General features: G+C 37.4%; 13 protein-coding genes. All 13 read right to left on the bottom strand.

The window, feature by feature from the left end; genetic code table 11:
• Positions 1-182 precede the first annotated feature (182 nt).
• On the bottom strand, positions 183-692 hold the full coding sequence (locus tag CS898_RS09285; RefSeq protein ID WP_099208918.1) for a hypothetical protein: 510 nt from the start codon (positions 690-692) through the stop codon (positions 183-185).
• Positions 693-906: 214 nt separating this feature from the next.
• Positions 907-2154: a sensor histidine kinase gene (locus CS898_RS09280; RefSeq protein WP_099208917.1), complete on the bottom strand. Its 1248-nt coding sequence runs from the start codon at positions 2152-2154 to the stop codon at positions 907-909.
• Positions 2151-2858: a LytR/AlgR family response regulator transcription factor gene (locus CS898_RS09275; RefSeq protein ID WP_099208916.1), complete on the bottom strand. Its 708-nt coding sequence runs from the start codon at positions 2856-2858 to the stop codon at positions 2151-2153. The genes CS898_RS09280 and CS898_RS09275 overlap by 4 nt, the downstream gene beginning before the upstream one ends.
• A gap of 110 nt (positions 2859-2968) precedes the next feature.
• Positions 2969-3895: an ABC transporter permease gene (locus CS898_RS09270; protein ID WP_099208915.1), complete on the bottom strand. Its 927-nt coding sequence runs from the start codon at positions 3893-3895 to the stop codon at positions 2969-2971.
• Positions 3888-5021, bottom strand: coding sequence for an ABC transporter permease (locus tag CS898_RS09265; RefSeq protein ID WP_009430213.1), 1134 nt, complete (start codon positions 5019-5021; stop codon positions 3888-3890). Before CS898_RS09265 ends, CS898_RS09270 begins: the two co-directional genes overlap by 8 nt.
• Positions 5008-6510: an ABC transporter ATP-binding protein gene (locus CS898_RS09260; RefSeq protein WP_099208920.1), complete on the bottom strand. Its 1503-nt coding sequence runs from the start codon at positions 6508-6510 to the stop codon at positions 5008-5010. Before CS898_RS09260 ends, CS898_RS09265 begins: the two co-directional genes overlap by 14 nt.
• Before the next feature lie 162 nt (positions 6511-6672).
• The gene (locus tag CS898_RS09255; protein WP_099208914.1) at positions 6673-7746 is read right to left on the bottom strand and encodes a BMP family lipoprotein; all 1074 of its coding nucleotides are present in this window, start codon (positions 7744-7746) and stop codon (positions 6673-6675) included.
• A gap of 166 nt (positions 7747-7912) precedes the next feature.
• Complete coding sequence (locus CS898_RS09250; RefSeq protein WP_099208913.1) at positions 7913-8944, bottom strand: hypothetical protein; 1032 nt, start codon at positions 8942-8944, stop codon at positions 7913-7915.
• A 74-nt stretch (positions 8945-9018) separates the two neighbouring features.
• Complete coding sequence (locus CS898_RS09245) at positions 9019-10200, bottom strand: NAD(P)/FAD-dependent oxidoreductase (protein WP_099208912.1); 1182 nt, start codon at positions 10198-10200, stop codon at positions 9019-9021.
• A gap of 29 nt (positions 10201-10229) precedes the next feature.
• Complete coding sequence (locus CS898_RS09240) at positions 10230-11261, bottom strand: ABC transporter substrate-binding protein (protein ID WP_099208911.1); 1032 nt, start codon at positions 11259-11261, stop codon at positions 10230-10232.
• Positions 11262-11269: 8 nt separating this feature from the next.
• Positions 11270-12040 (bottom strand): ABC transporter permease, encoded by a 771-nt coding sequence (locus tag CS898_RS09235; protein WP_099208910.1) that lies wholly within the window; start codon positions 12038-12040, stop codon positions 11270-11272.
• Entirely contained in the window at positions 12027-12869 is an 843-nt protein-coding gene (locus CS898_RS09230; protein WP_009431519.1) for an ABC transporter permease, read from the bottom strand. Before CS898_RS09230 ends, CS898_RS09235 begins: the two co-directional genes overlap by 14 nt.
• Positions 12862-13899 carry an ABC transporter ATP-binding protein gene (locus CS898_RS09225; RefSeq protein WP_009432037.1) on the bottom strand — a complete coding sequence of 346 codons (1038 nt, stop codon included), beginning with the start codon at positions 13897-13899 and terminating at the stop codon, positions 12862-12864. Before CS898_RS09225 ends, CS898_RS09230 begins: the two co-directional genes overlap by 8 nt.
• Positions 13900-13935 lie beyond the last annotated feature (36 nt).

The following is a 13935-nucleotide window of genomic DNA, read 5'->3' as shown; positions in this document are numbered from 1 at the left end:
ATATAGATTATTACAATAACGAAAGAATTCAATCAAAAACAAAATGGATGCCACCTACAAAGTATAGGTTAGCATCCACTACAACGAATTAATTAAATATTGTGTCCAGTTTTATGGGTACACATCATCTTCTAGGATTTTTTATTGGGTTTTTAATTTTTCCACTTTTCTCCCCGAATATTTTAATGGTAAACTGCTTCAAATTGAGGATAAGTCTCTCCCTTTAAAAGTAGCTCTTGTGTTTTTTTATCCCTGATTTGAGCATCTAGGTTTTCCCTCAACCATAGAATCTGATCCTCTTTTACATTCAGTCCCTTGAAGACCTTGTCTCCTTCCTCTTCTAAGAGTTTGTCTACTAGCTCATGACCATTGGCAAACTTATAGTAATTGTCCACTTGAGCAAGCCACATGGCCATGGTTAGGTTAATTTCATCCTCTTGTTTTGGGTCTGGAAAGACTTTTTTAAAGGCTTCTTTATCGTAACTTAATTCTGCACTCCTTACTTCCATTCCAAGAGTAATGGGTTTAAAGAATTTAAAAGTTTCCGTGTCTTCCGCCTCAACCTGATAGACATGTTTTCCCATTCCTGCAAGCTTCATTCCCCAATAGGATCTGCCTGTGTAAATATTTGTGATTAAAAGTAGGACAATTAGCAAATAAAGAAACTTTCGACTTTTAAAAAATTCTTTCATTTTCTTCCCTCCTATACGAAAATCTTGGCCACCCTAAATCTTGGTCCCAAGAGCTCCTTTGACTAAATATTTTTCCTTTCCATCTCCCAGCAAAAAATCTAGCCAAATTTCTCTCTTCTCCTGTAAGTCTATTTTACATCTTTTTTCTCTTGAAAGCAAAAAGATGTAAAACTTACATTTTACATGTAGATTTAGCAAAAATTCTTGTCTCTTTTTAACAAGGGATTTTAATAAAAACTGTAAATAAATTATCGTCTACAGAGATGTCCATTTTCCCCTTGAGCTTTTGAACTTCTTCCTGAGTAATTACCAGTCCCAATCCCCTACCAACTTTTTTATCCCGTCGATAAAACCGTCCTCTTCTAGTTAGAGGTTTTTCCTTAAAAGAATTTTCAATTTTGATCTCCAAGCCTTGGTTCTTTGAAATTTCTAAGGATAAATACTTATTCTCTGCTCCTTCTAAGGCTTCTAGAGCATTTTTTAAAAGATTTTCTAAAATAGTATAGAGGGAAAAGTTAATGGACTCTCTTTTTCCAATGGGTTCAACATCCCAAATAAGTTCTGTTCCCAGATCCAAAAAAGCCTGTCTTTTTTCCTCTAAAAGATAGTCTAAAAGAGGGTCTCCCAACCATATTTTTTTAGAAGTCCTTTTTAGGTTATTAAGATGGCTTCCAATAGCTTCCCAAGCTAAATCACAGTCTCCCTCTTCTAGTAGGTACTGGAGTTTGGTTAAATCGTTAATATACTCATGACGAAACTTTCGTATCTCCATTTCACTCCGGTTCTTTTCTTCCAAGACTTTCTCCAGACCATCTCTTTGATTTTTAATCCGGTCTTTTTGTCTGGTCTCTTCTATGTATTTTCCTATACCTTCATAGAGAAAGAGCACAGTCATATTAATATAGACTATTATAAAAAGAAAAGGAAATGTTTCATAAAAATCAGGTTTCTCATTAATAAATATAAACACAAAAGTTATCCCAATTACAGAAATAAAAGGAATAGTTACAAATACACTAAGATATCTCCATGGCAAAAATTTCCAATTCGTATCCAAATATTTTTTCACTAAATTTGTCCATGTTAAAAGCCAAAGTGTCTGAATAAAGAAAATATATTCCAAACTAATTTTTGTCTTGTTAAATATTAGAAAAGAAAAAACATCCATGGTTATTAAAAAACTATCAAGAAAGAGGACTGAAACCAATTTTCTTTTCCAATTTCCCTTAAATAAAAACCAAGCAATAGATACTTCTATGAATAAATTAGCAAAAAAGACAACTATAGATGGAAAATTTTCTAAACTTAACAACATTTCAAGCCCCCATACTATAAAAGTGATAAGATAAAAAATATTCTTATGTATTGGTCTTTTTTCTAAAAAAAGTTCAAAAAAAGCAAATATGCAGTATACGTAAATAATCTCACTTACTCCAAATAAAATAAGTTCCCCTTTAGTCATTTGCCTACACCCCAATAATCCTTTTGATAAGACCTGCCTACTGTGAAAACTTTTCCATCCTGCATTTTCACCCTATAATTCCCCAAATCTTTAGCATAAAACCGTTGAATGACAAGATCCTGGCGAATTTGCAAAAACCTATCTCCCAAGTCCTGGGTCGCTGTTTTTAAATCCCCAGAAATCCATAGGATCTGGTAGCCTTCAGAGCTTATGGTTTGGATGCCAACCTTTCTCCCTTCTTTAAAAAAATAGAGAATTTTTTCTTGGTCAATGGATCTTTTTTGCCTATTTTGAAAAAATTCATAGTATTCTGTGGTTTTTTCCAACTTTTTAAGTGCCCTTTTTAAAACAAGTTCTAAGTCTTTTTTACAATAGGATGCCTTGTCTATAAATCCAATCACTTCATTGTTGATGGCCTTATAGGCCAGATCTGGAAAGGCAGAAACATAAACCATCTTTACCCGATTATCTCCTAAACTCCGAATTTTTTCTCCTAACTGAATCCCGTCTAAGTCTTTCATTTGGATGTCTATAAATAATAGGTCAAAATAATAGCCGTCTTGGTACTCTTCTAATAGCGTGGTGGCCTTGGTCATGGATTGAATTTTTCCTTCTTTTCCCAAGCTTAAAAGGATTTCTTCGAGGTCTTTTTCTAATTTTTGAAGCCAAATTTCCTGGTCATCTATAAGAGCTATTCGAATCATATCTTTCCCTTTCTTTTTAGCACTTTGAATTTCATATCTTTATCCTCAAGTAGCTCAAAACTAAAAAAATATTGGGACTTTTCAGGGTCCCAATATCTTCAAGTCGATTTTTATTTTTGTGATTCATAGGGTTTTCCATTGGCTGTTGGGCCATTGGCTTCTCCTACAAATAAGATTAAGACGATAATTGTTAAAACATAGGGGAGCATATTTAATAAGTCTGGTGGAATATTGTAACCAGAATAGCCCAAATAAACTACAAGGCCTTCTGCCGCTCCAAAGAGTAGACAGGCAACCAAGGCTCCAATTGGTTTCCAACCACCGAAAATAACGGCTGCCAAGGCGATAAAACCTTGACCGGATACTAGGGTTTCTTTAAAGTTGGCTACAATGGCTAGGGAAAGACTGGCTCCTCCCAATCCAGCTAAAAATCCTGATGTCAAGACCCCAATGTATTTCATCTTATAGACATTGATCCCTACAGTTTCTGCGGCTCTGGGGTGTTCTCCAACAGATCTTAAGCGCAAGCCTGACCGGGTCTTATTTAAATAGATATAGACGATGGCTACTAGGATAAAGGCCAGGTACACTGTAGCGTATTGTTTGAAGATTAAAGATAAGGGATTTGTTGGCTCAAAGGTATTTGAAAATAATTGAGGTAGTTTCTTGTCAAAGGGTATGGGCTTGGTCATAGCGGCTCCGTCAAAAAAGATTCGTGCAATAAAGACGCTAAGACCGGGGCCTATTAAGTTAATGGCTGTCCCTGAAACTACATGGTCAGCCCCAAATTGAATGGTGGCAATCCCATGCAAGAGGGCCAGGGCCATTCCTGCTAAGCCAGCACAGAGAAAAGCTATCCAGGGGTTTTGGACATAGTAACCAACAGTGGCGGCAACAACAGCTCCTATAGTCATCATGCCTTCTAAACCGATGTTTACAACACCTGAGTTTTCACTAATTAAGCCCCCCATGGCTGTGTAGATTAGTGGGGTGGAATACATTAATGTAATTCCTAAGATTCCTGCAATATCATTCATTGACTTTGACCTCCCCAGTTTTTTTCATGCCCTTGCCTTTATTTAGATAATTTTTAATCAGCTGGAAGAGTTTTGGCATGGCTATAAAGAATACAATAATTCCAATGATTATGTTGACGATTTCTGATGGTGTATTGAGTTGGGAATTCAGTTTTCCACCACCATAGGTCAGGGCTGCAAATAGGATTCCTGCCGGTATACAAGCCAAGGGAGCATTGGCTCCAATTAAGGAAACGGCAATCCCATTAAATCCATAGTTTTGTTGGCCTGATAGCATGGCGATATTTTCATTAACCCCTAAGACCATAACGGCTCCAGCCAGCCCACTTAAGGCTCCGGCTATGGCCATGGATACGATAATACTTTTTTTAATGTTAATCCCACCATATTCTGCAGCATCTTTATTAAAGCCAACGGCTTTTAATTCATAGCCCAGGCTTGTACGTTTTAAAATGTACCAAGCAGCAATAGCACAGACAATGGCCAGGACTAACCCCCAGTTAAGAGGCGGTGTCATAAAGTCTTTTAAAACCTTATGGGCCTTTAAAAATGACCTTCCTGCTTCGGATAGCTTCCATTGGCCTAGGAATTTTATACTGGCAGATTCTAAAATATCATAGGAGTTATCGCTTTCAGGTTTTCTGATAAAAGGATAGGCCATACAAAGATTACTTAAATACAGGGCTACCCAGTTTAACATAATGGAGCTTACCACTTCATTGATGCCGAATTTCGCCTTAAAAAAGCCCACAAGTCCACCCCAAATAACTCCAGCTAGCATTCCTGCTAAGATAGCTACTATAGCATGGATAACTGGTGGCAAAGGTACAAGGGCCCCAACAATAACTGCAGCTAAAGAACCTACGACAAATTGTCCTTCTGCTCCAATATTAAAGAGACCTGTATTAAAGGCAAAGGCCACACTCAAACCTGTTAAGATTAAGGGAGTTGCTTGAACCAGGGTCCAGGAAATATACTTTGGTTTTCCAACAGCTCCTAGGATAATGACTTTTAAGGCGGCAAGAGGGTTAACTCCAATAGCCAGTAGGAGGATTCCCCCTACCAACAGGCCCATTAAAATACTCAGGATGGTGTTAAATAAATGACTTTGTTTATTTAGCTTCATTTGTTCCACCTCCTGCCATATAGTGACCTAGTTCTCTCTCATTGGTATCTTCTCGTTTGCTTAGGAAGTTAATTTTTCCTTCGTAAATAACTCCTATCCGATCTGATAGGTTCATAATTTCATCTAATTCGAAACTCACTAGTAAAACAGCCTTTCCCTTGTCTCTTTGTTCCACTAGGAATTGATGGATGTATTCGATAGCTCCTACATCCAGTCCCCTAGTAGGTTGGGCTGCAATTAAAACATCGGGATCATTGGTTATTTCTCGGGCAATAATCAGTTTTTGTTGGTTCCCTCCAGACAAGTCTCCTGCAATGTAGTTGGCATTGTTGGGCCGAACATCGAACTTGGTCATGAGTTGGTCTGCATGATCTTGAATGACCTTTTCTTGCAAGATGCCCTTTTTACAATAGGGAGCATGACGGTACTGTTCCAAAACTAGGTTTTCCGCCGTTGTGAACTCTAGGACCAAGCCTCTTTTTTGCCGGTCTTCCGGTATGCAATTCATGCCACTTTCCTGAATTTCTCTAGGAGATTTATTGGTAATGTCCTTATCCTTCAAATAAATTTTGCCAGAATCCGTCTTTCTTAAACCTGTTAAAATATCTAGAAGTTCCGATTGTCCATTGCCATCAACTCCAGCAATTCCTAGAATTTCTCCATAGTGGAGGTCTAGGGAAAAGTCATTTAAAATCTTGACCTTTCGCTTGTCGGTATAGTTTAGTTGGTCCACTTTTAAGACCACATCTCCAACTTGACTTGGCTTTTTCTCAATGCGAAAATCTACATTTCGACCAACCATCTTACTGGCTAGTTCTTCCGGGGAAACACTAGGAACATCTACTGTATCAATTTTTTTACCCCGACGGATAATGGTGCACCGATCAGCCATGGCCTTAATTTCTTTGAGTTTGTGGGTAATGATGATGATGCTTTTTCCTTGGGCAGCAAGGTTCCGTACAATTTCGATAAATTCATCAATTTCTTGAGGGGTTAGAACAGCCGTAGGTTCATCAAAAATTAGGATTTCTGCCCCCCGATAAAGAGCCTTTAAAATTTCTACCCTTTGCTGCATCCCTACACTAATATCTCTAATGTAGCTGTCCACATTAATAGAAAGACCATATTTTTTAGATAGGTCCTCCACTTTTTCTCTTGCTTTCTTCCGATTAATAAACATACCCTGCATGGGCTCAACACCCAATATAATGTTTTCATAAACCTTAAAGGGTTCAATAAGCATAAAATGTTGATGAACCATACCCAATCCATGGGCAATGGCATCGTTTGGATTGGAGATATTTGTTTTTTCTCCATTAATGAAAATCTCGCCCTCTGTAGGTGTATACAGGCCATAAAGTATATTCATTAAAGTTGATTTACCGGCACCATTTTCTCCCAAAAGGGCGTGGATTTCTCCCTTTTTTAAGTCAAAATCGATGGAGTCATTGGCTGTAAAGTTGCCAAATTTTTTTGTTATTTGCCGCATTTCAACTGCTAAGTCATGATCTAAATTAACCAAAAGATACCTCCTTATTTAAATATACTATACCATAAAATAAGCCTTATGGACACATGTTTAATGGCCTTTCTTTCTCTTTATTTTATGTAAAAAAAAGAGGCAGGTTTCCCTGCCTCAAATCATGATTTATTAAAGAGTCTTTTCGAATTCTTTATAAGTTTCTTCGTTGTAAGGAACCTTGATTTCGTCTTTAATAATTTTTTCTTTTAGTTTAGGAATTTCTTGCAAAATTTCTGGCTTAACATTTTTATCTGAAGATGGAGCAATATCTACTGCATCGCCATCTTTTAAGCTGTAGGTAATAGTTTGACCACCTGGGAATGGTTTGCCATCTGCCAGGTCTTTTATAATATTATAAACAGCTACGTCTGCACGTTTCATAGCGGAAGTTAATACATTTTCAGGTGCTAAGCTGTATTGGTCTTTATCTACACCAATTGCCCATTTTCCAGCTTCTTTAGCTGCTTCAATAACTCCAGCCCCAGCATCTCCTGCTGCATGGAAGACAACGTCGCATCCGCCATTAAACATGGTTTGTGCAATGGATTTTCCCTTTGGTACGTCTTTAAAGTTTCCAACATATTGTTTGGTTACTTCAATTTCTTTACCAAGTTCTTTGGCTGCATATTTAACTCCAGCTTCATAACCATAGTCAAAGCCCCAGATTACATTTCCTTCTTGACCTCCAACAAAACCAACTTTATTGGTTTCAGTTGTACGCCCAGCAATGTAACCAACTAAGAAAGATGGTTGTTCTGCTTGGAAAACAATTCCTACTAAGTTTTCAGGAGTATTTTCATAAGCAAAGTCGATGATGGCAAAGTTAACATCTGGGTTTTCTTTAGCTTTCTTTTCCACATCGTCAGCAAGTTTAAATCCTGCTGCAACGATTAGGTTATTGTCTGCATCAAGTAGGGTGTCAATATTTTTTGCATAGTCTGCAGCTACGTTGGATTCTTGATAGCTTTGTTTGATTCCTAGGTCTTTTTCTGCCTTCATCAAGCCTTCATGAACCCCTTGGTTAAAGGACTCGTCATTGACTCCGCCTTCATCTGTAACAAAACCTACAGATATGTCTGTTGCTTCAGCGCCTGCTTCTGCTGGGCCATTATTGTTAGCTCCATTGTTGTTTGTGCCTCCACAAGCAACTAATAGAGTAGATAATAGCATAACAAGAGCAAGTACAAGTGATGTTTTCTTCATAATTCTCCTCCATTTCTTTTTATATTCTTATTATACTTCATTCATAATTAATTAACAAGCATGTAAAGGTTTTCTATTTTTCTGGTAAAGATTTCCTTATAGACTATTCATAAAAAAATCTCCTAGGCTGAACCAGCTTAGGAGATTTAAAGTCTTTAACTTTTATTTAAAATGCCCTGGGCAAGATAAAAATCAACATATTCAAAATAAAGAATAGGATTGTAAAAGCCAGAGATTGTTTTAAGTCGTTGGTTGTTATTTTTACTTGGTCATAGTGCATTAACTTAGATGCCAAGGCTGCAATAAAGGCCAATAGAGGATAAAGCAGTAACATGGCTAGGGTAGATACACCTACATCCATTAATGGATAAAATGATGGAATCATGATCATCATAAAAATCATAGCCCCATAGAATAGTTTATTCTTATCCAGCCAAATAAACAGAACTGTTCCAAGTAAAGAAAGAATAAATAATATGGTGCAAATATTTTTTTTCAAGGAAATGTTGTTTAGCTTTCCTTCGTCAATTCTTTCCAAATGGTTCACATAGGTTCCCGCTTGAGAATCTGCCTTGGTGTTTACTTTCAAGTTAGATCCTTTTTTGGCTATGTTAGAATCTGTAAAGCGGTCCATCCGAGCATTGGTAATGAAAACGCTTAAGTCAGCAAGTTTATCATAATTCCTAGAAAATAGAGGAATTGGTTTTTCATAAACTGTAAAAGAATAGTCTGCCACCTTGCTAGATAGGGGTACTCTCATTTGAGAAACCGCTCTAAAACTTGAAAGACCTTCTTTTTTTAGAAGACCACTGGTGGAAAGTTTTTCAAATAGGTTTTGATTTATTTTGTCATATTCTCCCTTAAGAGTGACATTACTCCGGTGGGCTTGTACACCTTCTGGTAGATAAACATGACGGTTGGGTACTCCTAAAATCCGCATATTGGAATTATCCCCAGTATAGGTAAATTGAATATCATAGCGCACCAAGGGGTCTTTTTCGTTTTGATCAATAGACCGAACAACATTTAAATTACTAACATTTGTCGGTGTATCGAAAATCAATCCATGAAAATTTCCTTGATCCTTGTCAAGTTGTGGCCATTCATATTGGTGACCAAAGGCGCCGGTAAAAGTACTCACAAATAATATTACTAGAAATAGTGCGAGAACTACCAAGTTTTTTAGTTTTCTATTCATTGCATAATCCTCCATCTTCTTTCAATGGTTTTACTTTAACTTATCATACCATGAATGAAGGAAAATAAAAAGCATCAAGCCTTTAAATTTGGAAATTCCTTTTTAAATTCATCAATAGACAGGTGGTTAAAGACAGCATTCTTTAGCTTAGTCTTTTCTTTGGTATTTCCTGAAAGAATTCCCCCTACTAGCTTTCCGTCTTGGACAAAGACCCTAAGTTCATATTCAGGGGTATCTTCGCCATAAACCACGAGTTCATCGCCAGTTTGTCCAACGCTAAAGACCTTGATATCTCCAATGGATAGTTCAGTAAAGTTTTTAGGTGTTTCATAAGTTTTTGCTGGACCATCTGCAGATAGGTTATAGCCAGCAATTTTCCCATTTTCCATACTTGCTGTCCACAGGCCTAAAACTACATTGCCAAATTGGGCACAGTCCCCAGCAGCATAAACATCTGGTAAGTTTGTCTTCATAGTTTGGTCTACTTTAATTCCCCGGTCAATTCCTAAGTCGCTGTTTTTAAAAAGGCCAAGGTTGGGTCGAACACCTGTAGATAATAAAACCAATTCGGATTTTATTTGGCTACCATCTGCCAATTCAATTCCACTAACTTGGTCTTGACCTAAGAATTGGCTAGTGTTCTTTCCACAATAAACATCCATGTCCATCTTCTTCAAGGCTTCTTCTACCTTTCTTCCCTCTTCCGTATTGAGTTGTCTACCTAGTAGGTGGTCAAAGGTTTCAATGATATGGACTTTTTTCCCGGTTTGATTGATGGAATAAGCCGCTTCAAGACCTAAAAGTCCACCACCGATTACAGTTACATCTTCAGCTCTTTCCAAGGCGTCTTTAAAGTCTTTCAGATCATCTAGGCTTCTTATGGTCATAATATTTTTCTTTTCTACTCCTGGAATAGGTGGTACAAAGGAGGAGGCTCCTGTTGTAATTAAGAGTTTATCCCAGGTAAATTCCTCATCTTCACATGTTTTTAAACTCTTTTTATCAAAGTCCACTTTAGCTACTTCTGTATTTAAAAACAGGTCGATTTTCAAGCGATCGTATTCTTCTTGTTTTCCTAGATACAAAGAATCATCAATATCACTGCGGATAAGTTCTGTTAATTTAATCCTAAAATAGGTAGGATAGCCTTCATTTCCAATAAGGGCAATGGATCCTTCTGGATCATTTTTCCGAATTTCCTTTGCAGCAGCGTGGCCTGCAATTCCATTTCCTAAAATTAAATATTTGTAATGCATTTTACTACACCCTTTCCTTTCATATCCTTCTAAGAAGCAGCCTGGACTTCAGCCCATAAATCATAATAAAGATCATTGATATCTGAAGAATCCTTGTAAACTTCTAGAGGCGGCAACTTACTTAAATCCGGGTAGGCTACTGGGTTGTTCTTAATATCCTTTGGCAAGCCCTCATAGGTTGCTTTAATAGGAGTTGAATAGCCTTGGACCTCATCTACATTTAACCGGGCAATGTCCGGTCTGCACATGAAATTGATAAAGGCCTCTGCTCCTTTTAGATTTCTAGCATTTTTAGGAATCATAAAAGAATCCATAAATAGGTTGGATCCTTCTTTTGGAACAAAATAACGTAAGTCTTTATTTTCTTCCATCATCAAGACGGCATCCCCACTGTACATAGCACACAGGTCTGCATCACCTTGAACCATAACATCCCGGCTCTCGTCTGCCAAATAGGCATAGACAAGTGGCTTTTGCTGGATTAAAGAACCTTTGGCTTGAACTAGCTCCTGGATTTTTTTTGAATTCATACTAAAACCTAGCCTCTTCAGGGCAATGGCAAGGCTATCTCTTTGGGAGTCATACATGAGAATTTTTCCCTTATATTTTTCATCCCATAAGCAATCCCAGCTGTCTAACTTTTCCTTGATATTTTTTCCATTGTAAACCACCCCTAGAGTCCCCCAAAAATAAGGGACCGAATATTGGCTTCCTGGATCATAGGAAGGATTCTTTAAGGAATCAAAAATTCCTTGAAAGTTTGGAATGGCTTCCTTGTTTATTTTTTGTACCAGGTCTTCCTTGATGCAGCGTTCAATTAAATAATCCGATGGAACGACTACATCATAAGCCTCGGTGGAAGAAGACAACTTAACATAGAGGTCTTCATTAGAAGCATAGGTTTCATATATTACTTTATACCCAGTTTCCTTTTCAAATAACTTTATTGCTTCATCACTCATGTATTCTCCCCAATTATAGACATGAACTATATTTTCTTCGGATCCCTTACAGGCTGTTAGAATGCACAAGCAAGTCAACAGGACAATTAATTTTTTCATTTTACTCCTTAAGACCAATGTAAACCATCAAATTTTTTATTGATGATAAATAACAAGCTAAAAACTAAAACCAACATAATGGTAGAAAGAGCGTACATAGAGGGATCTATCCCCTTTTTTGCCATAGAATAAAGAGAAACACTTAAGTTACTAACTCCAGACCCTGTGGTAAAAAAGCTAATGACGAAATCATCTAAGGAAAGTGTGAAGCTCATTAAGGCTCCAGATAAGATTCCCGGCTTGATTTGATAAATCACTACCTTGCTTAGGGTTTGAAGAGGGGTAGCCCCTAGGTCCAAGGAGGCTTCAATCATTCTAGGATTTAACTGTTTTAATTTAGGCAAGATACTTAAAATTACATAGGGAGTACAAAAAACTACATGGGACAAGATTAGGGTAAATAGACCCAACCTCAGGTGCATGAGTTGGTATATACTCATTAAACCAATGGCTGTTACAATATCTGGATTAAAAACTGGTAATTGGTTTAAGTTCATTAGTATGGCCTGGTGGGGTTTTTTTAAGAAATAATAGCCTAAACTAGTGATGGTACCTAGGAGAACTGAAATCAAGGTCGCCACCACGGCTGTAATTAAAGTATAGTAAAAACTTGTTAAGATTTCTTGATTTTGGAATAAGTTTAGATACCATCGTCCTGTAAAGCCGGCCCAAACACCTCTTAGCTTGGTGTCATTAAAGCTATAGCCAATCATAACAAAAATGGGGCCATAGAGAAATAAATAGGCAAGAAATAAATAACACCGTCTAAAGATTTTCAATTTGCTTATCCCTTCCCTTCAATCTAGATTTATTAACCAAGGCTCCAATAAGGATGAATAAGATTAAAATGACAATTAAACTAACCGACAAGGCTGATCCAAAGGACCAATTTCCGGTAAAGCGGAATTGTTGTTCAATAAAATTTCCAATAAAGGGGTACTTGTTACCCCCTAAGAAACCAGGGATGACGAAGGTGGAAATGGCCGGAATAAAAACCAAGCCTATTCCACTGGTTACCCCAGGAAGGGACAGCGGAAAAACTACCTTTCTAAAAACCATTCCATTGGTAGCTCCCAGATCTCTAGCTGCCTCAATCAAGTCCTTGTCCATTTTTAAAAGAACCGTATAGATGGGTAAGACCATAAAGGGCAAAAAGTTATAGATCATTCCCACAAAGATTGCCCCTTGGTTGTACATAAGCGAAAATGGTCCCAAGCCCAATAATCCTAAGAGATTGTTTAGGATTCCATGGTTGCCCAAAAGAGTAATCCAGGCATAAGTCCTTAGTAAAAAATTCATCCACATGGGAATCAAGATTAAAACAATATAGAAATCTCTTTTATTCTCTGGCAGTTGGCTGATAAAATAGGCGATTGGATAACCCACAATTAAACAGGCTATGGTGGACAAGACAGCAAATTTAATACTTCTGGCCAAAATATTTAAATACATGGGAGAAAAAAACTTTTCATAGTGGTCCAAGGTCCATTTCATATGGAGTAAGTCAAAACTTTTCCCCTCTTGTAGACTTAAGAGGACAATTAAAATAAGGGGAAAAACAACGAAGACCAAGAGCCAGAAAAAATAAGGTAGGCTTAACTTACGCATGGTCTTCCTCCTTCATGACATGAATATTATCAGGGTCTATATAGACCCGAATTTCTTCTCCTTCTTGCCAGGGTCGAGTGGACTGGCTTAGCCAGTGTTTACCCATGATATCCAAGACCATTTCATAGTGGATTCCCTTAAAAACCGTAGAAAGAACCCTTCCTTGGAATTGCCCCTTGGTTTTTGATATTTCCACATCTTCTGGTCGAATGACCACTTGGACCTTTTCATTTTCTGCAAAGCCCTTGTCTACACAATCCAAGTCAATGTCCTTGATGGTGACCAAGAAGTCTCTTTTCATAGTCGCCTTTAGAATGTTACTTTGACCCACAAACTTTGCCACAAAAGAGTTTTTAGGCTCATTATAGATTTCAACAGGAGACCCTACCTGTTGGATTTTCCCTTCATTTAAGACTACGATTTGGTCACTCATAGTTAGGGCCTCTTCTTGGTCGTGAGTTACATAGATAAAGGTAATACCTACTTGTTGTTGCATGGTTTTTAATTCCAGCTGCATCTTCTTTCTTAAATTAAGGTCTAGGGCTGCCAAAGGCTCATCCAACAAAAGGACCTTGGGTTCATTCACTAGAGCCCGAGCTATAGACACCCTTTGTTGCTGGCCCCCACTGAGACTTTGAATGGTCCTGTTCTCATAGCCAACTAAATTTACTAGCTCCAAAATCTTTGATACCTTTTCTTTAATAAGCTTGGCTGGCAACTTTTTTAATTTCAAACCAAAGGCAATATTATGATATACATTTAAGTGAGGAAATAGGGCGTATTGCTGAAAGACTGTATTCATGGGTCTTTGATAGGGAGCCTGCTGACTAATATCTCTACCTTCAAATAAAATTTTACCGGAGTCCGCCCTCTCAAAACCTCCTAGAATTCTTAATAAGGTTGTTTTCCCACAACCACTGGGCCCCAATAAGGTTAGAAATTCATCTTTTTCAACTTGTAAATCAATATGATCTAAGACTTTTTTATCCTCGAAAGTTTTAGAAATATCTTGTATGTGTAAATAATTCATCACTTCCCCCCTATCTAAAGTATTTAAGCTAACGTT

The organism is Urinicoccus timonensis (assembly GCF_900232945.1).
GTDB classification, from domain to species: Bacteria; Bacillota; Clostridia; order Tissierellales; family Peptoniphilaceae; genus Urinicoccus; species Urinicoccus timonensis.
This window is presented reverse-complemented; position numbering and strand designations above follow the sequence as displayed.

Excerpts from the sequence above, each read along its gene's own strand:
- CS898_RS09285 (WP_099208918.1), bottom strand. The coding sequence starts at position 692 with ATGAAAGAATTTTTTAAAAGTCGAAAGTTTCTTTATTTGCTAATTGTC.
- CS898_RS09280 (WP_099208917.1), bottom strand. The coding sequence starts at position 2,154 with ATGACTAAAGGGGAACTTATTTTATTTGGAGTAAGTGAGATTATTTAC.
- CS898_RS09275 (WP_099208916.1), bottom strand. The coding sequence starts at position 2,858 with ATGATTCGAATAGCTCTTATAGATGACCAGGAAATTTGGCTTCAAAAA.
- CS898_RS09270 (WP_099208915.1), bottom strand. The coding sequence starts at position 3,895 with ATGAATGATATTGCAGGAATCTTAGGAATTACATTAATGTATTCCACC.
- CS898_RS09265 (WP_009430213.1), bottom strand. The coding sequence starts at position 5,021 with ATGAAGCTAAATAAACAAAGTCATTTATTTAACACCATCCTGAGTATT.
- CS898_RS09260 (WP_099208920.1), bottom strand. The coding sequence starts at position 6,510 with ATGCGGCAAATAACAAAAAAATTTGGCAACTTTACAGCCAATGACTCC.
- CS898_RS09255 (WP_099208914.1), bottom strand. The coding sequence starts at position 7,746 with ATGAAGAAAACATCACTTGTACTTGCTCTTGTTATGCTATTATCTACT.
- CS898_RS09250 (WP_099208913.1), bottom strand. The coding sequence starts at position 8,944 with ATGAATAGAAAACTAAAAAACTTGGTAGTTCTCGCACTATTTCTAGTA.
- CS898_RS09245 (WP_099208912.1), bottom strand. The coding sequence starts at position 10,200 with ATGCATTACAAATATTTAATTTTAGGAAATGGAATTGCAGGCCACGCT.
- CS898_RS09240 (WP_099208911.1), bottom strand. The coding sequence starts at position 11,261 with ATGAAAAAATTAATTGTCCTGTTGACTTGCTTGTGCATTCTAACAGCC.
- CS898_RS09230 (WP_009431519.1), bottom strand. The coding sequence starts at position 12,869 with ATGCGTAAGTTAAGCCTACCTTATTTTTTCTGGCTCTTGGTCTTCGTT.
- CS898_RS09225 (WP_009432037.1), bottom strand. The coding sequence starts at position 13,899 with ATGAATTATTTACACATACAAGATATTTCTAAAACTTTCGAGGATAAA.